The sequence below is a fragment of the Microcoleus sp. LAD1_D3 genome (assembly GCF_036702135.1).
Classification (GTDB): domain Bacteria; phylum Cyanobacteriota; class Cyanobacteriia; order Cyanobacteriales; family Microcoleaceae; genus Microcoleus.
On sequence record NZ_JAUBSB010000012.1, the window covers coordinates 19,486 to 44,024 of the forward strand.

The window sequence follows — 24,539 nt, forward strand, 5'->3', positions numbered from 1 at the left end:
ACGGGCTCGCGCACCTTACCCATATAAGTAGCACGTCAAACCATTTTTTGGCCTTAGTCCTATTGGCGAAAGCTTAGCGGTCAAAGCGAAGCTATGGCAGACACGGGGTTTCTTTTAATTGCCGACTTATTTCTGCCTTCAGAGGGAGCGAGGATATTCAATCTTTAGGTTATTATTAACTGGGCGCGCAATAAAAAGTATGAAAAATATCCATTACTCAGTCCCTCCCTTGCAGTTTCGCCTTGAAAATCAGCAGATTTTCCATTTTTCAGTTTCCATTTTCAATTATTGATTATGGAGTTCGATCGCATTCAATTTTACGTTGAAAACGCTAAAGTATCCCGCGACTGGTTTGTCAGCCAGTTAGGCTTTCAATCAATAGCAGGTTATGCCAATAGCCACACTCACACTGAAGCTGTCAGCAGCGGCAATGTATGTTTTGTTTTATCTTCGCCCCTGACACCCGCTAGTCCCGCTGCTAGTTGGTTGAAGTTTCATCCTCCAGGGATTGCCGATGTAGGTTTTCGGGTAAAAAATATCGAATTAGTGATAGCTAGAGCGGCTGCACAAGGCGCTAAAATCCTGGAACCCATTCAAGAAGACCTAAACGCAGGAGGCTATTTTAAGCGGGCAAAAATCGCGGGCTGGGGAGATTTAAGCCATACGCTCGTTGAGCGAATTGGCAGCCATTCACTGCTATCGGCTTCGGATCAGCGGCCGCTGTTTACCCGGATTGACCACGTAGTGTTAAATGTTGAATCGGGCGATTTGTCAAGTGCTGTGAGTTGGTATCAAAAAATATTAGCTTTTCAACCGCAGCAAAATTTTGACATTCAGACTGAGAAATCGGCTTTGCGGAGCCAAGTTATGGTGCATGCTGAAGGTGGGGTGCAATTCCCGATTAATGAACCGGCAACAGCTAATTCTCAAATTCAAGAGTTTTTGAGTGCAAATCGAGGGCCGGGAATTCAGCACATGGCTTTGCAAACTAATAATATCGTGGGGGTTGTTGCCGATTTGCGATCGTGCGGTTTGCCTTTTCTACCGGTTCCTCCAACATACTACTCCGAATTGCAGCAGCGACAAAACTATTTGCCCGCAGATTGGCAAGAAATTGCAGCTTGTCAAGTTTTGGCCGATTGGCAAGAAGATACTCCCGCAGCGATGCTGCTGCAAATCTTTACCCAGCCAATTTTTGCAGAACCGACTTTCTTTTTCGAGATTATTGAGCGCCGAGTTAGTTTAGTTAACGGCAAACAGGTGCAAGCTGGAGGTTTTGGGGCGGGGAATTTTCGAGCTTTGTTTGAGGCGATAGAACGGGAACAAATGAAGAGGGGAAGTTTGATCGATGATTGACAAAAGTTCCAGTTTTTAAGTCAGACAGGCGTGTTAATCAGCAGTGCGATATCTTTCCACCCGTAGGCAATTTCTTTGAGTGAAACTCCGGCTCTACTTGTTTGCTGTTCGTCTACTTTTTCACCTCCTAACAATTCATAAAATTTATAGGCTGAATTGTCTCCTAGTACCCAAACAAGCATCGAGTTCAAACTTAATTCTGCCAATTTTGTGGCAACGGTTCTCACGAGTTGCCGTCCGATTCCTTGACGCTGATATTCCTCCAAAATATAGATGGCAAATAATTCTCCTTTATATACATATTTGCCAGTTCGCTCGCCACCACCCGCAGCAAAACCCACAATTTGTTCCGAGTCATTCTCAGCAACGCAGACAAAAACCCCAGTATTTTTGACGTTTGTCAGGATTTCTTGCCAACGGCTTTCTGCTTTTTCATAGGACAGTTGCGCGAGGTAATCTGCTGGTACAATTTTTCGGTAAGCTGTCCGCCAAGTATCTAGATTCACCCGTGTTATTGCAGGTGCGTCAGCGATTTTAGCTTCTCTCACAATCATCAGAAAATACTCCTTTCGGGCCCTGAAATTCTCTTTTCAAGTCTAGGCAAACTATACGATCGCGCCCTTCTAGTTTAGCTCGATACAGCGCTCGATCGGCCTGTCCAATTAACTCCTCAATCGATAAACCAGCACCAGGTACAGTAGTAGCGATCCCCATACTAAGAGTTATAAACTTACTTACCTTGGAAGCAGCATGAAAAATTGCCGCTGCTTTCAAACCGCTGCGAATTGCTTCAGCTACCTGCTTTGCTCCTTGCACATCAGTTCGTGACAAAATTACCGCAAATTCTTCGCCCCCGTAGCGAGCGGCTAAATCTCCTGCCCGCTGAGCGTTGCTAGCTAAAATCTCGGCTACTTGTTTTAAACATTCGTCGCCTCCTTGATGCCCGTAATGATCGTTGTAAAGTTTGAAAAAATCGATATCGCACAAAATTAAAGACAGCGACTCTTTTTCTCGCTCCATCAACTGCCATTGTAACTCCAATTTTTTGTCAAAACAGCGGCGGTTGGGAATTTGAGTCAATCCATCCACCGAAGCGAGGCGCTGCAATTCCATGTTCGCTGCTTGTAATTCTAATTTGGCTTGTTCTAAAGCTAAATTTTGCCGAGCTAATTCTTCACTTTGACGTTTTTCTTGTTCGTACAAAAATCGGATTGAAGCTTCAGCTTCTTGCAATTCTTTCTCTGCATATTTGCGCTTGACAAATTCCCCTAATTGAGAACTTACCACAGCTATGATCTGAAGTAAATCTTGATCCGGTGGCAGTTCTTCCCGGCAAAAAAAAGTCATTACTCCTACAACTTGGCTCCTAGCGTGAATGGGGAAACCGAATCCCGATCGCAGTCCCGCTTCCTCGGCCAAGCGCGATCGCACGAAATTGCGATCGCCCACAAGATCAGTAATCCACTGCGTAGAACCGCTTCTGGAAACCGCTCCCGGCAAACCCTCACCCGCAGCCAAAGTAATCTGCTGATCGTTTTCGGCAAACTCCCTAACTTCCTCCGCTGCCTGCCAAACTGCCACCCGCCGCCAACAAGGATTTTCCTCGATCGGACAGCAAAGCGGCAGGCACCAAAGCGGATCTTTTTCAGATTTTATTTCTTCACCCAATCTAGTTTCTTTCTCCCCCTCTGCAGGCGTCCAAAGTTCGCCAAAATCCCACCCAAAACTTTGGCAAATAGCTTGCAAAATTTTCGGAGTTGCGCTATCTAGAGAAGTTGATTCTGACAGGATATGAGTCACAGCATACTGTGCTTCTTGACACTTTTTTATGCGTTGTTGCTTGGTAATGTCTTTGCCTATATAAACAAAATCTTGTATAACCTCCCTATCTGCATCCTTGCTTCCTGTGCTTGTCTCAAAATTAGAGCATGAAAACGCAACAATCACCTTTAAACCTATTTTCGTTTGGCAAGCTACTTTTACTTGAGGCCAATATTCGCTTTTAAGTGCAGGAGGTAGCTGGCTGACTTTGCGTAACAATTCCTCCTCAGCCGTAATCATGGATATGGATTGGCCGATTAATTCCGATTCGGTATATCCAAATAATTGCTGTGCAGCTTGATTCACTTTTTTGATTTGGCCCGATGTTCCTGTTACGAACAAAACATCGCCTAGGGAATTAATAATTTTGTCAATATAATCGCCAGCAGCAGCTACGTGATCGCCTTTAATACTTGTTTTGTTGGCAGCCTGAAGCATGGTTGGCTGAGCTCCCATGCTATCTGTTACATCTTCGCATAAAATAATCAATCTGTCAGCATTCGCTTGTCCCTTATAACCAAATATGTACAAATTTAGATACAAATAAGAGCCGTCTTCGAGAACTCGGCTAATTGATTTTAACTGGCAATCTTGCTGTCTTTCTTCAATAATATCTTCCAGGATTCCTTCAATTCCCATTAATTCGGGAAAACAATCGCGCACGTCTTTTCCTTCGCCTACTTCCTCATGAATGTAGGCAAAATCTTGCACTTTCACAGATATTTCTTTAATCTTAAGTTCGCGATCGACTGTGAGGTATTCAATCCTGCGTAAGGATAACAGCTTATAAAGAAGAATATTAATACTTCTTGGGCTGCTCTCTACAGTCAATGTTGGAAGCATCTCGTTATTGTAGAGCATCTCTCTCAAAGGTTAGCCGGTAAAGTTAGTTGTTGTTTGGCTGCGATTTATCATGGGAATTTTTCTACTGGCATATGTCTTCACCTGTTACCGCTGGCTAATTTATGCAAACAGTACACTTGGGATTCTCCAAGCTGTTTTTTGCTTATTTTAAAAAGGGAACCAAATATTAATAGGATCAACTTTTTTGGAGAAAGCGCAGTCAAAACCAGCCTCGATAGAGGTTGAGATTTATGAAGAATATGTAGCGGTTTACACTATTTGTGCGACACATTTTAATTTTAAATTCCCCGATATGGCTTACAACCGCTAAAGTTGATGAACAGCACAGTTTAATTCAAAAATTTCCTTTAATTAGCACCATTCCTATAGACCTTACCTCCCCTAGGTATTTGTGTCAATTTTTGTAAAGAAAGTGTTACCTTTAAATGATATAGTATCGAAGAATTTGTATAAAAACTTAAAAACACTCTGCTAAATGCTGAGACTTATTACCGACTTTGACGGCCCGATCATGGACGTGTCCGATCGCTACTACCGAGTTTACCAGGAGTGTCTCGCCGAGACTAAGCGTTCGGGCCAACCAGTGCGCGAACTCCCCAAAGCCGAGTTTTGGGACATGAAGCGCGCGCGGGTTCCCGAAACCGAAATTGCCATCCTCTCAGGATTAGACGCAGCCCAAGCGCGCGATTTTGCTCAGAAACGCCGTCAAACCGTCCACACCCTACCCTACATGATTTACGATCAACCAGTCCCCAGCGCTCTGGAAACTCTCGAAAAGGTGCAGCGCGCTGGAGTAGACTTAGCTGTGATGACCATGCGCCGCGTTAGGGAACTAGACGAAGCCTTCAACCGCTGCAATTTAGGGCATTTTTTCCCAGAAAACCGCCGCTATTGCCTCCCCAACGATTACGTTAAAACCGGGGATGTCAAAGATAAGCCGCTGTTGATGGCAAAAGCTCTCGCCGAACTGCCGCCTGCTTCTGACATTTGGATGGTGGGGGATACGGAGGCGGATATTGTAGCAGCAAAAACCCACGGTATCAAGGTAATAGGTGTTTTGTGCGGAATTCGCGATCGTACCCAACTAGAAATGCACCAACCGGATTTAATTGCCAACAATTTGAGCGAAGCAGTTGAGATTATTTTAGATAATCAGTTGTCAGTTGTCAGTTGACTGTTGACTGTTGACTGTTGGCAGTGGTTAATTATTGTTATTGGTTAATTGTTATTGGTTGGTTCGTAGGTTTTAGGTGTTAGTAGTTAGTTGATTGTTACCAATTAACAATTACCAATAACTAATGACAGTTGATAGTTGACTAATGATTGATGACTGTTGACAACTGACAACTGCCAACTGTCAACTGTCAACTGACTATCGGAGAAAACCGCTGACCAGCCACAGAATTAAAAACGTAAACAAAGCGATAAATTTCTCTGTTGTTATAAATGCCGGACTGACCAAAGAACCCAAAAAGCCTCCCAGCAACAAACCTATAACCAAGCCAGCCACAGTCAGCAGCACAGCCCGACCAAATTTTTGTTCCTTGCGATTAACAAAATAAAGACAACAGCCGACCCCAAGAGCCAGAGTCAACTGTAGTAAACCATCATTAGCCGCCGGATAAATACTCAGTCCGCCCAACCCCACATACACCCCAGCCGGCCACAAAATGTCCGATCGACTAGGAGTATCGATTAGCCGCTGCAACCAAGCTGGGCTGCCACTCGGAGGAGACGGAGTAAAGCTTGCGGGCGGGGGCGTCAGCCGCTCAGGAAAGCGGATGCGTTCGGGTACTTTAATTTTACCTTCCTGTCGCTGCCGCAGGCGATCCATGAGGATGGCGTCGTAAGCTGCTTCGATCAATTCCAAACGTTTCTTGTCACCGCTGTACTGCTCACCTAGGCGCATGCGGGCCTCTTGGACTTCATCAAAGGAAGCATCTTCATCGACTTCAAGCAGTTGATAGGGAGTTGGCTCACTCATTGTAATAACCCGCTGAAGACTCTCGTTATAGAGTAATCTTAACAAGAGAGGAAAGCGGGGCGGGGGCGATCGCCGCTTTCCCAAAAGTTTTGCTGCTAGTTTTTGGTGCTTTAAAACAGGAACCAGCAAACCTTAGGAAGGTAGAAGATAGAAGGCATTTGGCATTTGGAAATAAAAAATAATGAATCCAAAGATTTTTATTTTTATCTTGGCGGTCTAAAATTTTACCTTCTGCCAAATGCCCTCAGAAGGAACTTGTCCCGCCGGCGCTCACAATTCCCGACCACTGGACTTTTTTAAGTCGATCGCGGCGGTACGAAAAAAAGTGAGCCGAGTCAGAATAAGTACAGAAAGGAGCGATCGCCACTTGAGAAAAATCGATTCCCAACTGCTGCAATTGCAAAGCATTGCAGAGGCGAACATCCAAGCGTACCTTTCCCGGTTCTGGATCGGCCAAGACAGGCGTTTCCGGCAGTTGGTGCAAAAACTCTAGAATGCCGTCGGCTGTAGCACTAACGGCACTCTTAGGAGCAATAGTGGCTCCCAGTTCCGCTGCTACTTCCACAGATACCTGGTAAACCTCTCCAGCGATCGCCGGCCCCATAGCAATCTTCAGATTTTCTAGTTGACTGCCTTGTGCCACAAGTTGAGCGATCGCCTCTGGTAATATCTTAGCAGCAGTCCCGCGCCAACCCGCGTGAACTGCAGCAACGAGTCCCGTGCGATCGTCAGCAATCAGCACCGGCACGCAGTCAGCCGAGCAAACCCACAGCGCCTCCAATTCTCGCTCGGCCACCAAGCCATCAGCCTCAGCATAGCTTGCTGCAGCGGTTTCCGGGCCCGGAGCCACAACCGGGGACAACTCACTCGTTTTGAGTACCGCATTGCCGTGTACCTGTTGGAGTCGGTAAACCTTAGCTCCGGGTTCGAGAACTTCCGTCAGAGCGATCGGTCCCTGGGGCGAGAAATCGCGAGTAAAAAAGCCGTGAGACCATCGAGAAAGCAAGCTACAAGTCAGATAAGGCAAGCCTTGCCAGCTCTGCCAGTCCCAACTGATACCGTCAGGTTGTCCGGCGCATTCAGAGTCAGGAAAATTTGTCAAGCGATCGCCAGCTAAAGTCATGAAAACCCATCCATCCCCAAGCGAATCATTTAGCTTGTATTCTAAACAATCAACAATTTTGTCCGCGTAGTTTAAAGGCAGCGCCAGCTTTAAGGAAAAAATCGCGAGGACTTGGCGGTTTGACAACGACCGACTGCGCCGAAATTTTGCAGAATCTGAGAAATATAGGCAACTAATTAACATAGAGGAACGCCAAAGCGCTATCATCAGTGTGGCCGTCACAGACTTCTAGGCAAGTTCCATCGGGATCAAAAAAACCGGATATCGATCGCGACTGAATGTGCAAGGCATTCGAGCTTGTTCTATGTGCAAAAAAAATTGCCTCAAGCCCGGTAAAATCAGTTAGGCCTGTATATAAAGACAAGGATTGCCATACATTCGATCCTGACTTCGAGATCCTTGTGCCCCCTGTTGAGTTGGGAAAAAAAATCGTGAAACCAGTTCCAGACAAGCAAATAACAGCCCATTTGAACACCAAACAGCAAAAAAAGAACCCTACAGGCGCCCGGACTCGATCGCGCCTTTTGTCCGATCGCTCACTGCTGGTGGGACTGGGTTGCCTTGCCAGTCTGGGACTGCTCAGCAAAGGCGTAGTTTGGGCCCAAGCCGAAACTCCGCCAGCAGAACAAGCCGTCCCCGGCGCAGCAGAACTCCAGCCATTATTTGAAGCTCCTCTCCCGCCCCCGGAACCCGAATACAGCCAAGGGTCGCCAGAACCATACCCTGAACCGCAGGCAGAAGTTCCACCGTCCGAGCCTTTCGATGCCCAACCGCCGTCAGAGCCTGAGTACGCCAGCGAACCACCTCCCACCGAATATTATCTGCCGGAGCCCGCGCTGATTCCCCTGCCAGAAGCGACGGCTCAGGAGCCGCCTTTTGAAGCACCGGTTAACCCGGCCCACGCTGAAATCGACCAAACAGACTACAGTGTTGGCGCTACCAGCGAGTACGAAGCGCCAACCAGAATAGAGTTTGCAGAACGATCTACCGGCTGCGAAGGAGAAGGCGGTTGGTGCGCGCCTCCTCCTGTTTCCGAGCCGGTGACGGCAGATGCCGGAGAACCAAACTACAGACAGGAAACTCCGATCGCAGACGATCGCTATATTGCAGCCCCTCCTCCTCGAAATCTGCCAGAAAGCATTCCAGAAAATGTTCGGGAAACTGTGGCCGGAAATAGTAGCGGGAATCCTGTCAGTAAAATCGGTCAAGCCGTTCAACAAATAGGCAGCCAGGTGTGGAGGGGTTCAAACCCGCCGGAATCTGCCTACGCACCCCCGCGCTACTCGGCAGGCGCAGGATACTCCGCAGACGCAGGATACTCCGCAGACGCCGGATACTCGGCTAACATCGGCTACTCCGCAGACGCTGGATACTCCGCAGACGCTGGATATTATGCCGGATCTGCATCTTACGGCGGCGGCGCTCCAGCGCCCAGCATGGGACTCGGGCCGGTTCAAGTCGGTGCGGTTAGTGTCAGCAGCGGCAGCAATACCGGTTTTGCTTACTACAATCTCACGCCGCGCCCCGCAGGCCTCCCCGGAAATGGCAACACCAGCTTGCTGTTTCCGCTATCTATTGCTTCGGCCATTACTTCGCCGTTTGGGTGGCGGACTCATCCGGTTATGGGCTACGGCAGGTTTCACACCGGAACTGACTTGGGAGCCCCGATGGGAACGCCCGTACTGGCGGCCTATGCCGGTCAAGTGGCGATCGCCGATTGGTTGGGCGGCTACGGTTTGACGGTGGTTCTCAACCACAGCAAAAAGTCTCAGGAAACTCTCTACGCCCACCTTTCGGAACTGTTTGTGAAACCGGGAGAGTTCGTGAAACAGGGAGAGACGATCGGCCGCGTCGGCAGTACGGGAATGTCTACAGGGCCTCACCTCCACTTTGAGGTTCGGCAAATGACTGACCAGGGTTGGGTGGCGATCGACCCGGGCTCTCAGCTAGAATTCGCTCTGGCAAAAATGATCGGCAGTTTGGAAACCGCCAAAGTACCGCAAATGCCGAAAATGGTGGAAATACAAACCGCTAGCGGACTCAAGGATTTGGAAAACGATCTGCCCCAGCTTCCACCTCTGCCACTGGGAATGGACATCGAAGTTCACAACCTCCAGCCGCCATTCCCGGAACTCTTAAAAGCTGACACTTCTAAGCCCAAAGATGCCGAAGCAGTCAAACCCAAAATTCAGAAGCAAGCTAACAGGTAAAAATTGGGGATTGGCTAGATTAATTTTCTTGTGGAACGGTCGAAAAGCGCACCCCACAAGAAAATTAATGTTTTGTGCAACCAGCACGCAAACTCGTTGTTTTTCCTCGTTACCAGGCTTTTTAGGGTAACGAGGAAAAACTGATAAAAAATGGTAACTTGCAGCTTATGCTAATAGCGCAGCATTTTTGGGAATTAATTTTATTTCTGATTATTCTAGTCGGGCCGATTCCCTTAAGCTTGTCTCTTGCCTTCGAGAATCAAAAAGAAAACAATAACTATTCATTTCCCCATTTTCTCCTCGTACTCCTGACGGGATGGAGTATTGCACAAGTTTGTACAGGCTTGATTTTAGGAAGTGCCGATCGCCTAAATATTGCTGGGGTGATTATAGCAGAAATGCTGATTTGTGCGATCGGCTTGAGCCTGATTTATGCCAAAAACCACACAGCTTTTACCTTCTCGCAGTGGCAGATTCCCCCACTAAAGCAACCTTTGGGCTACTCAGAATCCCTAATTATTGTTGCCACCGCTGTTGTAGGAGTTGTGCTGTTGGAAACTCTGGCAACCAAACCCACAACCAATTATGACTCATTGTGGTTTCACCTACCTGCGATCGCCCGATGGTATCAAACCCATTCATTTACTTTATTAGATGCCGCCGGAAATTGGATTTTTGAACAAGAACAAGCCAGAGTATATCCCTACAATTGGCACGTTTTATCTGCTTTGTGTGTAATCCCATTCAAAGAAGACTTTCTCGCAGCTTTTCCCCTGCTGATTGCTTGGGTACTTGAGGGAATTGCCGTCTATCTCTTGAGCGTAAAATTTGGAGCAAGGCGAATTCACGGTATGGCAGCAGCATCTTTAGTATTGACAGTACCCATGATGCTCAACCAAGTTAACACCATTCACCCCGACTTACCGCTAGCTGCAATATTTACAGTGGGTTTGTATCTAGGTTTATCCTATCATAGCAGCCGATCGCAATCCGAACTTTCCCTATTTTTGGCAGCCACAGGAATGCTAGCTGGAATAAAAATTACTGGAATCGTCTATGCAGCCTCACTTTTAGGAGGATTAGCAATATTAGAAATTAAAAGATTCGCGGTTGATAAAAAATCTACACCAGCTAATTTTAGAATTCGCCACTTTCTCAAACCAGTCTTGCTGTGCGGCATAGCTTGTTGCTTGCTTTTAGGAGGTTTTTGGTATGCGAGAAACTTGCTGCAAATCAATTATCCTGTCGCCGAAGTCGGCGATATTAAAATTCCCTTAGAGCCTGTTCCCTTACCGTCTCCAATACCTCCGGTAAAGCAGCCGCCCGCTTCGCCACTTCTAAAGATTTGGCAAAGCACTTTAGCAGCTCAATTTAATCCTAACAATATTTCCCACTGGCAAACTGTCGGCTTACAAATTATCATTAGATTGCAACTGCCCTTTCTGGCGATCGCACTTCAGGTATTGGCAGGACTTCTGGCTTTTATCCAGGGTAAAACCAGAATAATTAATCACAATAATATTATTTTAATTATACTTCTCGCCAGTACAGGAATTCTGTATTTAATTACACCTTACACCTCCGGTACTGTCGGAGAGTCGATCGGTCAACTCAGCCCTATACTCGGTTTTAACCTCAGATACGGATTTCCCTTTTTAAGCGTACTCGCCATCGCCGCAGCAGCTACAGCAACTCTCTTGAAAACTCAAAATCAAGTTGTTCTGGCCGTGGTTTTGGTTAGTGGTTTTTTCGGAATTACTAGCAACACAATTTTTGATTATATTAAAAATGCTTCTTTCACCGGAGATAGTATTGTTTGGGGGAGTTTGTTGATTGACAATTTGAAGTCTAACCCAGGAGAAGCTATTAATAGGATAGGAAAAATATTACGCCCCAGTTGGCAATATATATTACCATATCCGATATTTTATATTGTGTCACTGACTCTAGCTGCGATATTGTTGAAAATTAATCCTGGCTTCGGATTGCTGAATCATCTATTTCCCACCCGCAAAAAATCGATTTACATAGTAATAATTGGTGTCTGTATAGGATTGATAGTAATTGGTCATTGGAGGGAAAAGCGAGATTTTGCACGCACCGAACTGTATCGTGGTATTTACGAATATATTGATAAAAATACAGTACCAGATGAAAGAATAGGCTTCTTTTTAAGTTCGCGCAGCTACCTGTTTTACGGGAGAAATTTGGACAGACAAGTTTTATATGTGCCGTTTAGAGCCGATCGACTTTCGGCATGGATTGACAACCTGCGGCACAATAAAATTAGGACTGTGGGATTCGGGCCCCTGACTGAGACCAACGCAGCTACCAGAAAAGCTCTATCTTGGCTGACAAGTGCCCAGGGCCCGCTGCAACCAGTTTTTGGGAAAGATTTTAATACTGAGTCGGTGCTATATCGCTTGAAAAATTAAAAGTTATTAGTTATCATGAACCAAGCTAAAACTCTATTTTCAATTATTGTTCCGACCTACAATCGCCCCGATAAATTAGCAGAGTGTCTTCAGTCTTTTGTTGAAATTGAATATCCGCGCGATAAATTTCAAGTTATCGTCGTCAACGATAGCACCGAAATCTCTGTCGAAAATACAATTTCCCCTTTTAAAAATCAGCTAAATATCACCCTTCTGACACAACCAAACTCAGGCCCTGCAACGGCGCGAAATACTGGATCTTTTGCAGCAGAAGGCAAATTTTTAGTGTTTACAGACGATGACTGTACTGTGGGGGTAGATTGGCTGCAAAATCTGGAAAAGCGATTTGTGGAAACACCAGATTGCTTAATCGGAGGTCGAACTGTAAACGCGCTGCCGGATAACATTTATTCTACTGCCAGCCAGCAACTGATCGATTACCTTTACAGTTACTATAATGCTCTTGGCGATCGCGCGCAATTTTTCACTTCTAACAATTTTGCCCTTCCCGCTGAGGCTTTCCAAAAAATCGGCGGGTTTGACACGACTTTTTCTCTAGCGGCTGGAGAAGACCGGGAATTTTGCGATCGGTGGTTGCATTCGGGCAATGCCGCAATTTACGCTCCCGAAGTTATAGTTTATCACTCACACGCACTCACTCTTCGCAAATTTTGGAAACAACAATTCAATTATGGTAGAGGTGCTTTTTTGTTTCAGCAAATGATCTCGAAACGCGGGACTAATGGGAAACTACAACATCCGTCATTTTATCTGAATTTGCTAACTTATCCATTTTTCCACGCACCGGGCTTTCAAAAGCTATTAATTGCTGCATTGTTTGTAGTTTCTCAGGCGGGAATTGCTGCGGGATTGTTTTGGGAGAAAAACAATTTTGTTGAGGAATAGAGTTTTATTAATTAACCACAGAGAGCGCAGAGATCACAGAGAGAGAATTAAGAGTTAGTAGGGTGCGTCTGGTTTTAGCCGTCAATTATTGATAGAATAATTGGCTGCTGACGCACCCTACAAGTTTATTCTTTAGTCCGCAGAGGCGGACTTCGTTTGTATAGTAGCGTTTTCCACCGCCGAGTTTGATGTTGGCTACGATTAGATAAATCCGTGTTCTGCTAAGAATTCTGGTGTAATTGTTCCCAAACTGTTGATTGTGGGGGTTTCTTCCCACGGTTCGGGATGGGATTTTGAGCCGCTGCGGAGAAATTTGGCGACATATTTGCCCAGAATATCTGCTTCTAAGTTTACTAAACTTCCTGGTTGCAAATAGCTGAGGTTTGTCTCACCAAAACTGTGGGGAATGACAGCAACTTCAAACCAATTGCCGTCAGCATCGCAATCTGCCACGGTTAAGCTGATGCCGTTGACGGCGATACTGCCCTTGGAAACGATGTAAGGTGCGATTTGACGTTGCCATCCCGAATTTGCTGTTGGTGGGGCAGTAAACCGCATCTCCCAAGCGTTGGCGGTTTGGGTTGATGTGGCTAAAGTGCCGATCGCATCTACGTGCCCCGTCACGAAATGTCCCCCCAATTTGCTACCGGCGCGCAGGGAGGTTTCTAAGTTGACCAAAGCATCGGGGAATGATCCCAGAGTTGTGCGGCGCAGGGTTTCTGGAGAAGCGACGGCGACAAAACCTTGCGGCAGGACTTCCACCACCGTCAAACAGACTCCATCCACGGCTACGCTGTCCCCAATGGCTAAATCTTGTAAAATTAGGTAGGAGTTGTTTGATGTGCAGGAAATTTGGAAATAATCGTTGCCTAGCGACTTCAGCTTTCCGAGAGATTGAATTAGTCCTGTAAACATAAGTATTTTTCCGTAGTTGATGGCTTATTTACATCAAACCACAGGGACAAACCAGAGACCGGAGGTTTGGCCGTCCCCCTCTCCCGCGGAGTCAATCGATTGCGCGATTTTAGATTAAAGATTAAAGAATTGAAGCCTTGACCCCACGGATAAATTCGGGGGGCAAGTTTCATCGGATACAGGTTTTTTATTTCTGGACGGATGAATCCGGGGGCTTGTATCCTGGATGCTTTCGGTCAATCTAAAATCTAAAATCTAAAACCGACAGTCCCAGATCTGTTGCAGATTCAGGCGAAGATCAAGTCATACTGGATTTAGGTGATCTTTATGTCCAAGTTCTCTACTGCCTTACAGTTTCTTAATTCTATGAGGCCGATCGAATGATTGAAATGAAAGTCGCTGGAATTGCCTTAGATGCAGCCACGCGCAGTCCTATTGTCCTATTGAGAGACGCTACTGAGCGACGGGCTTTGCCTATTTATATCGGTCAGGAGCAAGCAAAGGCTATTATTAGCGCCATCGAAGGTCACAAGCCTCCTCGACCCTTAACTCACGATCTGATGGTCAATTTCTTAGAGGCATGGAGTCTTACCTTGGAGCGCATAGTTATTCACTCGCTGCAAGATAACACGTTCTATGCCGTCCTGATCGTCCGTCAGGGAGAAGTTAAAAAAGAGATCGATGCCCGACCTAGCGACGCGATCGCCCTAGCCCTGCGAACGAACTGCCCCATCTGGGTGATGGAAGAAGTCGTCGCCGATGCTTCGATACCTGTCGATCGAGATGCTGATGAGGCCGAACGCCGGGCCTTCCGGGAATTTATCTCAAACCTCCGTCCAGAGGATTTGATTAAGAGAAGCGGCTTCAGCCCAGGCGAAACTTCCTAAACTTTATGCGCTATCGACGGTTTGGCAAAACGGAGTTGCACCTGTCTGTATTTTCCTTGGGAACCATGCGCTATTTGGCTTCTGAGGAAACTGCCTGTCAGACTGTACAACAGGCAGTGTCTCAGGGAATCAATCACCTGGAAACGGCTGCGGGTTACGGTTGCAGCGAGGAATATCTTGGCGCGGCCCTTTCGGCTGGTTTGTCTGTCGATCGATCGCGCCTCCACGTCACTACGAAAATTTCCCCAACGCAGGATGCTGCTGCAATGGAACGCTGCATTGACGCATCCCTCAAACGCTTGAATTTAGACTATATCGATTGTCTGGCAATTCACGGTTTGAATACTTGGGCACATTTGGCTTGGGTGCGAGATCCCACAGGCTGCATGGAATCTGTACGCAAAGCCCTGGCTGATGGTCGCATTCGGCACGTCGGCTTTTCTACTCACGGGCCTCTGGATCTGATTTTGGCTGCAATAAATACAGATTTATTTGAATTTGTCAATCTGCATTATTACTATTTTTTTCAGCGCAACGCCCCGGCAATTGAACTCGCCAAGCACAAAGATATGGGCGTTTTCATCATTTCCCCCGCAGATAAAGGAGGGCAACTCTACACGCCCCCGGAAACTCTCGCACAATTGTGCTCGCCTTTGTCGCCCTTAGAGTTAAACTATCGGTTTTTACTTAGCGATACTAGGATTGGGACTTTGAGTGTGGGCCCTGCAAATGCGACAGAATTAGAGCAACCCCTGAAATATTGCGATCGCGACTTTCCCCTCACCAACGCCGAAATCGCTGCGTTCGATCGGCTAGAGTCGGTTATTGCAGCCACTTTGAAAACCGACAAATGCAGCCAGTGCTATGCCTGTTTGCCTTGCCCGGAAAACATCAACATTCCCGAAGTATTGCGACTCCGCAATCTCGCCGTCGGGTGCGACATGACTGACTTTGGCAAATACCGCTACGCCATGTTTGAAAATGCCGGACACTGGTTTCCCGGTAGCAAAGCCAACCGCTGCACCGATTGTGGCGAATGTTTGCCCCGGTGTCCCGAAGAGTTAGACATCCCAACTTTGCTCAAAGATACTCACCAGCGACTCGGCGGCAAAGCAGGCAGGCGGTTGTGGGATTGAAAGAAAGGTGAAGCAGGGAAAAGGTCGATCGAGCCTATCTAAGTGTTGCAATAATTCGGAATTTTAACAACAATTGTGCCGATTCGCAGTAAGAACTTCAGTCATCAAAATTAATTTCCTGAGCACTAAATTATTCACTACAAACCAATTTTACAGGACTCGATATTAACAGATAACTTTTGTAAAAAACAGGCACTTGCCAATTTATGAATTACCACAACTTTCGCCACAAAAATCAAGTTTCCCGCCGCAGGCACGGCATTTTGACAAAAAGTTTATTTTTGTTCCTGATAGCGGGTTCTGCGTGCCTCGGAGCCTTGCTGTGGGGACAATCGGCGGCATTTTCCCAGCAGCCGGCTTGCCCGACTGGCAGCGCTGCTAATTTACCGTCGCCCCCGCTTTCGCAAACCGAAAAAAGTGTGCCGAGTCTGTGGTTAGCTCAAAAACTCTTTGGCGGCAAATTGCTCGATCGCTGGTTTGTCGATCCCGGCAATACTTGGGTAATTATCATAGTCAACCGCCAACTTTGGAGTTTGCTCGATTATATGGAACGCTATCAGTTTGTTAACCGCTTTGGCACGGTCGCCAACGATTATGGTTACAATGTGCGAGTTTGCAACCGTCAAGGGACAGCTTTGGCAGTTTATTCGTGTAAGGGCGATCGGCTTAACTGTCGTATTGATTTAGAATCTCTCTCAAATCCAGGTCTTCGAGGCAAACTCAAAGGCTTTTAGGAGTCTGTGCCAGCAGCGAGTTATGTTTTGGAGAATCGATAAATCAAGAGCAGACGCACCGTGAATTTGAGCTAATAAATGCGGTTTATAATTTGCATAAAAAAATGAAAACAAACCTTGAGCTTCCTGCTGAATTAGAACCTTTTCGCCAAGAAATTGAAAGTTCAGAAAAGCCTGTTATCAAAATCACTTACGAACGAAAGGCGACTGATTTCTGGTCAAGCAAATTTGGCGGAGTGCCTTACTTGCCGAAAGGTTACGATTTTCCCAAAGATAGTGATGGAAAATATATGCACCTTTTGGCACAACTCAATTTTGAGGAAATCTTTGCCCAAGTGCCATATTTAGCGCCTTTCCCCAAACAAGGAATTTTGCAATTTTATATTAGTAACAATCAAGGTTGGTATGGAATGGATATAGAGAAGTTGGACAATCAAAAAGATTTCAAAATATTGTATTTTTACAAAATTGACAAAAATAATTGTCAAACAGATTTTGGTTTTTTAGTGGATCTAAATGAGACCTATTCAACTTTAAATAATCAAAAATTTAGTGGGTGGCAAGCTTTTGACGAAAATAATTGTCCGATTGATTATCCTCCTTCCGATTGTGTTTATGAACATTATTATTCACCTTTACAGCACCAAGATGTGAATAATTATCAAGAATGTTTGGCTTTACAGTTTAGTTTTGACAAGTCGTGGGTGAATCCAGCGGACTATCAATTTGATACTTTTTTGGGAGAACAAAAGCTTCAAAATTATTTGGATATAATTTGGGAAGATGATAATAGGTTATTTGAGTGGTATTCTGGTAATATATACGAGAATCACCATAAAATAGGGGGATACGGCTACTTTACGCAAACTGATCCTCGTGAGGATAGTCCGCAATACAAAGACCATAAAGTTGTACTCTTACACATGATTAGTGATGATGAGATTTGTTGGGGTGATTGTGGAGTAGGTAACTTTTTGATTCGTGCTGAGGACTTAGAAAATTTAGATTTTTCCCAGGTGATTTATAATTACGATTGTTCTTAAAATTAAAATACTAACACTTTCCGCCCCTGCTGTTTTGTTTGTTATTTCACTGCCGTTTGTTGCTTTGCTACACACACAAGGCTGGTGACTGATGAACCCTACGGTTTAAGGTGCGTCAGTTTTGATAATTTTCTCGGCGCTTTTGGGCTGGTGACTGACGCACCCTACATTTTAACTTTTCACTACTTGCCGAATTTCTTGCCATAGCGATCGATATTGGGCAATACCAGCATCCCCAAACGGCAGCAGAAAGTCGCTAGCAGCAAGAATCTTCGCATCCGGCAACAACACAGAATTAGTGCGAACAGCTTCCGGCAAATCCTCGGGTTTCATGCCAACAATTATCGGCGAACTAGCCTTAGCCAGCAAAGATAATTGAGGAGCAACCCGAGGCTGCAAGCAAAAATCAATCCATTTTTCCACTAAAGAAACTGGATTCCCCGATGCTGGTTCTACCCACAAATCCGTCCAAAGTGCAGTTCCAGAAACCGGAACTACTAAAGCAATATCCTTTTGAGTTTGCAACAGGGGCAGCAAGTCCCCAGAGGAACCTACGGCTAACCAAGTATCGCCTAAAATTAATGGTTGCAGGTAAGCGTCAGAACTATACAGTTTAACTTGTTGGTGCAGATTTGCGAGTTCTTTTTTAAGATTTGGGACTTGATCTAATTGCTGCGTATTGTAAGATTTTCCGATTTTTTTTAATGTTAAACCGATAACTTCTCTGGCACTGTCTGGCAGAGAAATTCGATCGCGCAATTCCGATCGCCACAAGTCTTTCCAATCTGTCGGAGTCCACCCCAAAGCCTTAAATTTGTCGGTTCGATAGGCAATTACCGTACTTCCCCAGCGGTAAGGTGCGCCCCAAATTTTACCTTTAGCGTCTAATTTACCGTCATCATTGCGCCTGACGAGTTGTTGCCATCTTTCGGGCAATTGTGACCAATTAGCAAACTTAGCAGGATCGATCGGCTGAATCAATTTTTGCCGAATTGCCAAAGTCAGCCAGTAATCTCCCAACATCACCAAGTCAGCTTGATTTTTTGATTTGGGAACCTGTTTCCACTCCTGCAATAGGGCGAATAATTCTTTTAATTGTGGTTCTTGCGTTACTTGCAAAAGCGGAGACGGTTGTACATCGCGGCTAAATTTGCTTACCAGTTGGGCCGGAATACCGTTTTTGAGCGATCGAATTTTGAGAATGGGCTTCGAGTCGCACCCTGCCGCCAATTGACTTAAAGTTAGGGTGGCGGCCCCCAATAGCAAAGACCTTCGTTTCACCTGTGAATCCGCTTTTCTAAATATTGACCGATCTTTTTGTGTTCTGCGACCCGGAAAATAATTGTTTGTCGAGTCCGTTAGTTGGCGCAGATTTGTTTTATCTGAAAGGTTGCACCATTCTCAATAAGCTTTTTATGAACAGGCTTTCCGGCCTGTTCCACAAAGAGTGAATTTTCTTGTGGAACAGGCCGGAAAGCCTGTTAAGCGAGAATGGTGCAAGATCTCAGTTTTATTTTTTCCTCAAACACAGAGCCATTGTACTCGGTTCTGCTCCCTTTTAAGTCTGCTGCCAAGAGAGTCTGTTTGACTCTTGCCCTGATTTTACCTTCTAGTTTGTCGATCGAGCTTTCGGATGCCGAAAACGCCGTCAACTTAACGCCTAATTTCTCTGCTCGAAGTTCCTTTGAGCCAGTTGTGCTCGCCAGCCGGGTCGATCAACGGCATCTGTGTTACATTTTTTAATATAACGAAACAACGAAAGCGCTGCCATCTGCCGTGGGATGACGCTTTTTACACAACCCAAGTAAAAAATCCTTTTTAAATCGGCGACAGCTTAATAACTAAAAAAACTAAAAATCCATTCATCTGAATCCTGAAAGCACGGGCGAGAGCGAAGTCAATCTAATAGGACGCTCTGCGATCCCCCTCTCAGAAACCCGACGTTTTAACTCTGATTGAAGGTTTGAACGAAGTATGGGGGTTAACCAACCCGGTTCCTGTGTCCAAGACTATGTAAAACCTAAAATCTAAAATCTACAATCGACTCACCAATGGCGATCGATTATCTTCAAGCTGGCTCCCTCAGTCTACCGTCAGGATTGGGAACACAACAATTACGTCAAAAATTAAATAATTTAGTGATAAATCCAAGTTATGTAAAGATTTACCTAAAATGTAAAGATATAAGTTACGAGCCAAAGGATGATTGTATGGAAGCGCTCCGCCAGCAAGTTACAGTATTGAGCCAACAAGTCGAGGCCCTCTACAAACTCATAGAAAACCTCAATGAAAAGCTCTTGGAGTCTGCCAAGGAGACGAAGCTGACCCAGCAACAGAGAAACGATCGCTCTGGAACCCTAGGAAATGACAAAACCTCGCCCTATCAAAGCTACAGCAGTCTCGACGGCCTCCTCGAACACAAAGACATACTGTTAGATGATAGCTACTTCGACAAGAATTCTCAAAGCTTGGAAAAAGAGCTGAGCGCAGAGATTCAAATCCAGCGCTTAACAGCTCAGCTAACAGCAGCTTACAATCGAATTGCCGCCTTGGAAGAACAGTTGCTCGCAAAAAGAATGCACTCGCAACAGGTAGGCGGGTCTAATTAAATATTGCTACCGGGGAGCGGGTACTAATCACAAAAAAATACAAGTTGCGTTGATTTATGATCGTCTACTTATAGATTCATTGCATAGAGTTTTTTAGCTCTCGCAATTAGCCGGGGAAATACTGCTGCATCAAAGCCAGATATTGTGTAGGAAATTCTGTAAATCTGAGAGCAGGAATGCTACAGCAAGTGATATAATTATTCAGCCAAAACGAAGCTGGGTGAGCAGCATAATCAGGTTCGCAGCTCGATCGCCGCATCTGAATTTTTAATGTTTAACTCAATTGGCGTAAGTCCCACACCGTAACTGTACCCGGTTCGCTGTTGGGATATAAGCCAAACAAAAATATAGAAAGAGTTGGCATATAGAGTTGATTAGAATTAATATAGAGATGGTTGCGACCCACTCACTCGGCTGTAATAACAAAACGGTCATAGTAGCAGTCATATGCTTACCGGGAAACTGCGAGAGAAAGGAAGAAAAGGCAGACCGCTGGTTAGCATGGTATGCCCTGCTGTAAAAAATAACCCATGTTTGTTGTACGAAAATAGTTTTTGGTCTTAGGAAATAGGACTTCTGCGTGGGTTCCCTACGAGGGGATAAAGGGCGTAAAAGCCCAGAGATGCTGTGTAAGACTCCGATCGTCTTTGATGACGAACATTCAGCAATGAATATCCCCAATAGAGCGACGGCAAACGAGACACGAAGCCCGAATTATAACGGTACTCCGTTTAGTTTGGGTATTTCACTTTCACACCGCGAGGCTAAAGCTTCAACAGCTTGAAGGAGTTGAGGAGGAGTCCAATTTGCAGTCAGGCCACTGGCGATCGCACAGGCTCCCGCACCGACACCTTCCTTAACATAGCCACGATCGTAAGCTTGCAGTTGCCCGTAGCGAGATTCAGCAAAACTTAGCTGCGCGGCCAACAGAGGCACACCGCTGATCTCATTAGCGAGTCCTACAGTGTCTCCTGTAGGGTCTTCGGCCACCCAGCGCGTAGTCCCCACCGCAACTTGTTTGGGACGCCATACTAGAGCATATTCACGGGCTAAGGCTTGCATCAAAGCATACACTGCCAACATTTGCGTGCCCCCGGCCAGAAGCACCCCGCAAGTCCGACTCGCGGCGATCGCCATTGCCGCCACCACTATTTGCATCGGATCGCCCACCGCAGCTACCAATTCTAAGGGAGTGCTGTTTTGTCCGCCAATTTCCCACTCAGCATTATTGAGTCCCGCTGTCACCGCAGCCAATTTTTGAGCGTGATTGCAGCGAGGATGAGAACTGTTAACTTTGCCCGCCGCTGCAATACCCAAACCCATTAACACGCCCAAAGCAGTAGTCGTTCCCCCAACTACGCACTCCCCTAAAATTAAATAGCTGCCATTAGTTTGAGCAGCCAATTTAGCTCCCCAAATTAATCCTTGTTCGAGCAAATGTTTGACTGTTTCGAGTTCTAAAGCATTCCCAGAAATCAGACATTTTGCTGGAGTGCCGCCCAAATCAATTGCAGGTACGGGAGGTGGGAGGGGCAAACCAGCATTAAATAGGTAAAGGGGAATTTCTAAAGCTTCGACTACAGCGCGAGATATTAGTACCGGCGAGGCACCCGCTTCTAGGGGCGGCAAAGGATATTGGGGCGACGGTTGGGGGCCGTTACACAAAAATTCTGCATCGGCTAAACAAGTAAATTGTCGATCGTGCGGCGTTGCTCCTGCGGCTGAAATCCCCGGAATTAAGCCTGTAGCGGTAAATCCTAACACGCAGGCAAATATCGGTTTTCGTCCCCGATAGCGATCGAGCCACCGCTGACCCTGTTCAATTTGCGTATAAATACCAATCATAAATTAGTCATTAGTCAGTAGTCATTAGTTAGCAGTTATTAGTCATTAGACCTCTGCAATAATTATTGTGGAACAGGCAGGATGCCTGTTCAAGACTTGCTTTTCAGGAGGGGTCTATTAGTCATTAGTTATTAGTCATTAGTTATTTAGTAGCAATTAGCAATTAGCAATTAGCGATGCCCGATGCCCGATGCCCGATGCCCGATGCCCAATAACTACTCTTCATAATCGATCAAAACTTGCACCCAGCTTGGCGGCCGCGGAATTGGATTTCCTAAACGATCTAATAGCAGCAAAGCTACTAAATGCACTACAAATAAATAGACAATATTGTTAACCAAAATCATCCCGGCGGCGATCGCCCCAATTGTGTTCAAACTCGGTACATTAAGCCAACCCAGCTTCACAAATACCCATTCCACCATGTCCGTTACCTGGGCCGTTACGTAAACCCATAGATCTTGACCCACCAACGCTGACAGCAGCCAAAACCGAAAAAAGAAGCCGACAGTACCAATTAGCGCGCCCACACTAATAGATAATGACCAACTCGCTTTGCGCCTCCAAAGTCCTCCCAGCGCAACTCCCATAATTCCAAAAGGCATCACGTATAAAATGCTCCGCGTCGGACCCATAAGTACCGACAGCAGCAAACCCGATACCAAAGCTGCCATCCAAGCGGCTCGGTTGCCCCAGCGCAAGTAAACCAGGGCGATGGGTATCGGGAAAAAAACCCGCAGCAAAGGCCCCAGCGGAAAGTAATAATTTACTAGCCAAATCAAGCTAGCGGTACTTGCTAAAAATGCCGTTTCTACGAGCCTTAAAGGCACTTCCCCAGAGGCGCGCGTCCCCGGGTCGGGATTTGTGCGATCGCCAGCCCTTGCTGAAATATCAGCGGTTTCCGGCTCATTATTTGTACTGGGTGAACTGCCCGAATTAGACGCAGCATCTGCTGACAAAAAATCACTCATCCGATTTTAGATTTTAGATTTTAGATTTTAGATTTTACGGGACTTGCGCGCTATACGGCTGATTCCCGGTTTTCCGATTTTAGATTTTAGATTTTAGATTTTAGATTTTACAGGGCTGGCGCGCTATACGGCTGATTCCCGGTTTCACTATTTGGATACCTCGGCCAAATTTAATCTTGCTCGCAGAAACCGGGTTTGGGTAGCAACGCGAGTCTTATTTTAGATAGATTTTCTCAGCAAAAATTTTCAGCAGCATCATTTTTGTGTTTTGCCTTCCTGAATTACAAAAACCGAACAAGATGCGTGGTGAACGACATAATTGCTGACGCTGCCGAGGAAAGCTTCTGCCAGCCCCGTCCGGCCGCGCCTCCCCAACACTATTAAATCTGCGCCCCAATTTTGGGCGGATTCACAGATACTATGCCCAGGAGCACCGTCCATTTTGCAGTCAAATTCTACCTGCAATCCTTGTTTGGTTGCCGCGTCGCAGTAATTTTTCAGCAAACCCGAAGCCTGTTTTACGTCGGTTTCCAGCCGCAAACGTTGAGCTTGATAAGCTTGATTCATTAACTCGACATTCATGCCCAAATCTACCGGAATTGGCACTGCCGTCTCCCCCAGCGTGTTGACAGTAACGCAGTTAAATAGCATCACCTGGGCGTGATCCCTGAGAGCTAAATCTAGAGCTTGACTGAAGACGCGGTGGCTCAGTTCAGAATCATCTAAGGCAACAAAAATTTTCTTAAAACTCATCGCTTTACCTCCGGGGGGAAATCATCAATATCAGTTAGTTAACAGAGAGTGCTTTTGAATTAGATTCAATTTAGCAATCTCTGATACTTCTAGACTAACAGACGTTCCAAGGCGTGCAGGTCTGGAATGCACAAAACGTCACGTTCGCGCTGAATAGTTCCTTTTTTTTCCAGCTTGCTCAGCACTCGCGTTACTGTTTCGCGAGCCAGCCCGCTGAGGCTGCTCAATTCTCTGTGTGGCAGGTTGGGAATTTCTGTACCTCCTGATGACATGATTTTCCCTTGCCCCTCTGCCAAAAATAATAGAATATCTGCTACTCGCGAGGTACTGTCAGACTCTCGCAAACGCAGGCGGCGGTTGACTTGTCGCAGGCGACGGGCCATCAGTTGAGCTAGCCGAATGCCTGCTAGCGGCTCGGTATGAATGAGCTGCACAAAATCCTGAGATGGCATATTGCCGATCAGTGTGGGCGCTAGGGTGATGACATCTGTCGATCGCGGTGCTTCTTCGATCGCGGCCATTTCCCCGAACAGTTCTCCTTTCCCTAAAATATTCAGTGTTACTTCTTTTCCGTCTAGGTTGTAGGTGCGAATTTTCACCCAACCATCTAATATAAAATACACTGATGTTCCCCAGTCATTTTCGAGTAAAATCACTTGATTTGACGGATGACTGCGGGTAACGATGTGGACAGTTGCTCTCTCGATTACAGGATCGGGTAATCCTGCAAAAAAAGGAGTAGAAACTATCAATTGATTTATATTAGAATTCGGATCTCGGGTGTTAAAGCGGTCTTCCATGAGGCCATCATTTTAATTTATGCGCTTGATCTGCGCTGGGCAGTTAGAAATAGCTTGCAGCCGAGTCATTCGATTTGAGATTCAAGATTTGAGAAACAAGTATCTAAAATCGGCAATTTTACCTCTAAAGTTTTGCGGTCACAGGCT

21 protein-coding genes are annotated in these 24,539 nt (G+C 46.0%); 10 read left to right on the plus strand and 11 right to left on the minus strand.

What is annotated here, in order from left to right:
• The first annotated feature begins 294 nt into the window (after positions 1 to 294).
• Positions 295 to 1,356 (plus strand): 4-hydroxyphenylpyruvate dioxygenase, encoded by a 1,062-nt coding sequence (gene hppD / locus QUA74_RS09410; protein WP_333327299.1) that lies wholly within the window; start codon positions 295 to 297, stop codon positions 1,354 to 1,356.
• A 20-nt stretch (positions 1,357 to 1,376) separates the two neighbouring features.
• Here hppD and QUA74_RS09415 read toward each other — a convergent pair whose 3' ends face one another.
• Both QUA74_RS09415 and QUA74_RS09420 read right to left on the minus strand, forming a co-directional pair.
• Complete coding sequence (locus QUA74_RS09415; protein WP_333327301.1) at positions 1,377 to 1,910, minus strand: GNAT family N-acetyltransferase; 534 nt, start codon at positions 1,908 to 1,910, stop codon at positions 1,377 to 1,379.
• A complete protein-coding gene (locus QUA74_RS09420) occupies positions 1,891 to 4,020 on the minus strand; it encodes a diguanylate cyclase domain-containing protein (RefSeq protein ID WP_333327304.1) in 2,130 nt (709 codons plus the stop codon). The genes QUA74_RS09415 and QUA74_RS09420 overlap by 20 nt, the downstream gene beginning before the upstream one ends.
• A 496-nt stretch (positions 4,021 to 4,516) precedes the next feature.
• Between QUA74_RS09420 and QUA74_RS09425 the strand changes: the two genes are divergently transcribed.
• A complete protein-coding gene (locus QUA74_RS09425; protein WP_333327307.1) occupies positions 4,517 to 5,215 on the plus strand; it encodes an HAD family hydrolase in 699 nt (232 codons plus the stop codon).
• Positions 5,216 to 5,413: 198 nt separating this feature from the next.
• Here QUA74_RS09425 and QUA74_RS09430 read toward each other — a convergent pair whose 3' ends face one another.
• Together QUA74_RS09430 and pgeF are read right to left on the minus strand one after the other, a co-directional pair.
• Complete coding sequence (locus QUA74_RS09430; RefSeq protein ID WP_333327310.1) at positions 5,414 to 6,025, minus strand: CPP1-like family protein; 612 nt, start codon at positions 6,023 to 6,025, stop codon at positions 5,414 to 5,416.
• 244 nt (positions 6,026 to 6,269) lie between these two features.
• Positions 6,270 to 7,148, minus strand: a complete 879-nt coding sequence (gene pgeF, locus QUA74_RS09435) for a peptidoglycan editing factor PgeF (RefSeq protein WP_333327541.1) — start codon at positions 7,146 to 7,148, stop codon at positions 6,270 to 6,272.
• Between the two features lie 431 nt (positions 7,149 to 7,579).
• On the opposite strand from pgeF, the gene QUA74_RS09440 reads away from it, so the two are divergent.
• The 3 genes from QUA74_RS09440 to QUA74_RS09450 all read left to right on the plus strand — a co-directional run bounded on the left by QUA74_RS09440 (position 7,580) and on the right by QUA74_RS09450 (position 12,699).
• Positions 7,580 to 9,358: a peptidoglycan DD-metalloendopeptidase family protein gene (locus tag QUA74_RS09440; RefSeq protein WP_333327313.1), complete on the plus strand. Its 1,779-nt coding sequence runs from the start codon at positions 7,580 to 7,582 to the stop codon at positions 9,356 to 9,358.
• Positions 9,359 to 9,525: 167 nt separating this feature from the next.
• The gene (locus QUA74_RS09445) at positions 9,526 to 11,793 is read left to right on the plus strand and encodes a hypothetical protein (protein ID WP_333327315.1); all 2,268 of its coding nucleotides are present in this window, start codon (positions 9,526 to 9,528) and stop codon (positions 11,791 to 11,793) included.
• A gap of 15 nt (positions 11,794 to 11,808) precedes the next feature.
• Positions 11,809 to 12,699 carry a glycosyltransferase gene (locus QUA74_RS09450; protein ID WP_333327318.1) on the plus strand — a complete coding sequence of 297 codons (891 nt, stop codon included), beginning with the start codon at positions 11,809 to 11,811 and terminating at the stop codon, positions 12,697 to 12,699.
• Positions 12,700 to 12,900: 201 nt separating this feature from the next.
• Here QUA74_RS09450 and ribE read toward each other — a convergent pair whose 3' ends face one another.
• Positions 12,901 to 13,614 (minus strand): riboflavin synthase, encoded by a 714-nt coding sequence (ribE, locus tag QUA74_RS09455; RefSeq protein ID WP_333327321.1) that lies wholly within the window; start codon positions 13,612 to 13,614, stop codon positions 12,901 to 12,903.
• A 380-nt stretch (positions 13,615 to 13,994) separates the two neighbouring features.
• Here ribE and QUA74_RS09460 point away from each other — a divergent pair, with 380 nt between their 5' ends.
• The 4 genes from QUA74_RS09460 (at position 13,995) to QUA74_RS09475 (ending at position 17,414) form a co-directional block, all read left to right on the plus strand.
• Positions 13,995 to 14,501 carry a bifunctional nuclease family protein gene (locus QUA74_RS09460; protein WP_006635481.1) on the plus strand — a complete coding sequence of 169 codons (507 nt, stop codon included), beginning with the start codon at positions 13,995 to 13,997 and terminating at the stop codon, positions 14,499 to 14,501.
• Between the two features lie 5 nt (positions 14,502 to 14,506).
• Positions 14,507 to 15,637 (plus strand): aldo/keto reductase, encoded by a 1,131-nt coding sequence (locus tag QUA74_RS09465; RefSeq protein ID WP_333327324.1) that lies wholly within the window; start codon positions 14,507 to 14,509, stop codon positions 15,635 to 15,637.
• A gap of 206 nt (positions 15,638 to 15,843) precedes the next feature.
• Positions 15,844 to 16,371, plus strand: coding sequence for a hypothetical protein (locus QUA74_RS09470; protein ID WP_333327327.1), 528 nt, complete (start codon positions 15,844 to 15,846; stop codon positions 16,369 to 16,371).
• A 104-nt stretch (positions 16,372 to 16,475) separates the two neighbouring features.
• Entirely contained in the window at positions 16,476 to 17,414 is a 939-nt protein-coding gene (locus tag QUA74_RS09475) for a DUF1963 domain-containing protein (RefSeq protein WP_333327330.1), read from the plus strand.
• Positions 17,415 to 17,585: 171 nt separating this feature from the next.
• Here the strand turns inward: QUA74_RS09475 and QUA74_RS09480 are convergent, their stop codons facing one another.
• Positions 17,586 to 18,695, minus strand: a complete 1,110-nt coding sequence (locus tag QUA74_RS09480; protein WP_333327333.1) for an extracellular solute-binding protein — start codon at positions 18,693 to 18,695, stop codon at positions 17,586 to 17,588.
• 770 nt (positions 18,696 to 19,465) lie between these two features.
• Here QUA74_RS09480 and QUA74_RS09485 point away from each other — a divergent pair.
• Entirely contained in the window at positions 19,466 to 20,023 is a 558-nt protein-coding gene (locus QUA74_RS09485; protein ID WP_333327336.1) for a hypothetical protein, read from the plus strand.
• A 106-nt stretch (positions 20,024 to 20,129) separates the two neighbouring features.
• Here QUA74_RS09485 and QUA74_RS09490 read toward each other — a convergent pair whose 3' ends face one another.
• From QUA74_RS09490 to QUA74_RS09510, 5 genes are all read right to left on the minus strand, one after another.
• Positions 20,130 to 20,282 carry a hypothetical protein gene (locus QUA74_RS09490; RefSeq protein ID WP_333327338.1) on the minus strand — a complete coding sequence of 51 codons (153 nt, stop codon included), beginning with the start codon at positions 20,280 to 20,282 and terminating at the stop codon, positions 20,130 to 20,132.
• A gap of 455 nt (positions 20,283 to 20,737) precedes the next feature.
• Positions 20,738 to 21,868, minus strand: a complete 1,131-nt coding sequence (gene cobT, locus QUA74_RS09495) for a nicotinate mononucleotide-dependent phosphoribosyltransferase CobT (RefSeq protein ID WP_333327342.1) — start codon at positions 21,866 to 21,868, stop codon at positions 20,738 to 20,740.
• Positions 21,869 to 22,083: 215 nt separating this feature from the next.
• Complete coding sequence (locus tag QUA74_RS09500) at positions 22,084 to 22,839, minus strand: DUF2232 domain-containing protein (RefSeq protein WP_333327345.1); 756 nt, start codon at positions 22,837 to 22,839, stop codon at positions 22,084 to 22,086.
• Between the two features lie 255 nt (positions 22,840 to 23,094).
• The gene (locus QUA74_RS09505; protein WP_333327348.1) at positions 23,095 to 23,592 is read right to left on the minus strand and encodes a universal stress protein; all 498 of its coding nucleotides are present in this window, start codon (positions 23,590 to 23,592) and stop codon (positions 23,095 to 23,097) included.
• An 89-nt stretch (positions 23,593 to 23,681) separates the two neighbouring features.
• Positions 23,682 to 24,392 carry a Crp/Fnr family transcriptional regulator gene (locus QUA74_RS09510; RefSeq protein ID WP_333327351.1) on the minus strand — a complete coding sequence of 237 codons (711 nt, stop codon included), beginning with the start codon at positions 24,390 to 24,392 and terminating at the stop codon, positions 23,682 to 23,684.
• Positions 24,393 to 24,539 lie beyond the last annotated feature (147 nt).

Excerpts from the sequence above, each read along its gene's own strand:
- hppD (WP_333327299.1), top strand. The coding sequence starts at position 295 with ATGGAGTTCGATCGCATTCAATTTTACGTTGAAAACGCTAAAGTATCC.
- QUA74_RS09415 (WP_333327301.1), bottom strand. The coding sequence starts at position 1,910 with ATGATTGTGAGAGAAGCTAAAATCGCTGACGCACCTGCAATAACACGG.
- QUA74_RS09420 (WP_333327304.1), bottom strand. The coding sequence starts at position 4,020 with ATGCTTCCAACATTGACTGTAGAGAGCAGCCCAAGAAGTATTAATATT.
- QUA74_RS09425 (WP_333327307.1), top strand. The coding sequence starts at position 4,517 with ATGCTGAGACTTATTACCGACTTTGACGGCCCGATCATGGACGTGTCC.
- QUA74_RS09430 (WP_333327310.1), bottom strand. The coding sequence starts at position 6,025 with ATGAGTGAGCCAACTCCCTATCAACTGCTTGAAGTCGATGAAGATGCT.
- pgeF (WP_333327541.1), bottom strand. The coding sequence starts at position 7,148 with ATGACTTTAGCTGGCGATCGCTTGACAAATTTTCCTGACTCTGAATGC.
- QUA74_RS09445 (WP_333327315.1), top strand. The coding sequence starts at position 9,526 with ATGCTAATAGCGCAGCATTTTTGGGAATTAATTTTATTTCTGATTATT.
- QUA74_RS09450 (WP_333327318.1), top strand. The coding sequence starts at position 11,809 with ATGAACCAAGCTAAAACTCTATTTTCAATTATTGTTCCGACCTACAAT.
- ribE (WP_333327321.1), bottom strand. The coding sequence starts at position 13,614 with ATGTTTACAGGACTAATTCAATCTCTCGGAAAGCTGAAGTCGCTAGGC.
- QUA74_RS09460 (WP_006635481.1), top strand. The coding sequence starts at position 13,995 with ATGATTGAAATGAAAGTCGCTGGAATTGCCTTAGATGCAGCCACGCGC.
- QUA74_RS09465 (WP_333327324.1), top strand. The coding sequence starts at position 14,507 with ATGCGCTATCGACGGTTTGGCAAAACGGAGTTGCACCTGTCTGTATTT.
- QUA74_RS09470 (WP_333327327.1), top strand. The coding sequence starts at position 15,844 with ATGAATTACCACAACTTTCGCCACAAAAATCAAGTTTCCCGCCGCAGG.
- QUA74_RS09475 (WP_333327330.1), top strand. The coding sequence starts at position 16,476 with ATGAAAACAAACCTTGAGCTTCCTGCTGAATTAGAACCTTTTCGCCAA.
- QUA74_RS09485 (WP_333327336.1), top strand. The coding sequence starts at position 19,466 with ATGGCGATCGATTATCTTCAAGCTGGCTCCCTCAGTCTACCGTCAGGA.
- QUA74_RS09490 (WP_333327338.1), bottom strand. The coding sequence starts at position 20,282 with ATGCGGCGATCGAGCTGCGAACCTGATTATGCTGCTCACCCAGCTTCG.
- cobT (WP_333327342.1), bottom strand. The coding sequence starts at position 21,868 with ATGATTGGTATTTATACGCAAATTGAACAGGGTCAGCGGTGGCTCGAT.
- QUA74_RS09500 (WP_333327345.1), bottom strand. The coding sequence starts at position 22,839 with ATGAGTGATTTTTTGTCAGCAGATGCTGCGTCTAATTCGGGCAGTTCA.
- QUA74_RS09505 (WP_333327348.1), bottom strand. The coding sequence starts at position 23,592 with ATGAGTTTTAAGAAAATTTTTGTTGCCTTAGATGATTCTGAACTGAGC.
- QUA74_RS09510 (WP_333327351.1), bottom strand. The coding sequence starts at position 24,392 with ATGGAAGACCGCTTTAACACCCGAGATCCGAATTCTAATATAAATCAA.